The following is a 314-nucleotide window of genomic DNA, read 5'->3' on the forward strand; positions in this document are numbered from 1 at the left end:
CCCTGTGAGAGTAGGACGTTGCCAGGCTTGTATTATTCCGCAGTAGCTCAGCGGTAGAGCTATCGGCTGTTAACCGATCGGTCGTAGGTTCGATTCCTACCTGCGGAGCCATTATGCTTCCATAGCTCAGCTGGTAGAGTACTTCCATGGTAAGGAAGAGGTCACCGGTTCAAGCCCGGTTGGAAGCTTGGAAAAAGTTTTTAAATTTTTGGCCCGTTGGTCAAGTGGTTAAGACACCGCCCTTTCACGGCGGTAACACGGGTTCGAATCCCGTACGGGTCACCACTTTTGGAGGATTAGCTCAGCTGGGAGAG

The 314-nt window shown here is 51.9% G+C and carries 3 tRNA genes; all 3 read left to right on the plus strand.

The window, feature by feature from the left end:
* The first annotated feature begins 36 nt into the window (after positions 1–36).
* The 3 genes from RT27_RS31760 (at position 37) to RT27_RS31770 (ending at position 285) form a co-directional block, all read left to right on the plus strand.
* Positions 37–111: transfer RNA gene (locus RT27_RS31760), tRNA-Asn, on the plus strand.
* A gap of 4 nt (positions 112–115) precedes the next feature.
* Positions 116–188, plus strand: a tRNA-Thr gene (locus tag RT27_RS31765).
* 22 nt (positions 189–210) lie between these two features.
* Positions 211–285: transfer RNA gene (locus RT27_RS31770), tRNA-Glu, on the plus strand.
* Positions 286–314: the final 29 nt, after the last annotated feature.

This window comes from Bacillus sp. L_1B0_5 (assembly GCF_000836715.1).
Taxonomy (GTDB): Bacteria; Bacillota; Bacilli; order Bacillales; family Bacillaceae_G; genus Bacillus_A; species Bacillus_A thuringiensis_S.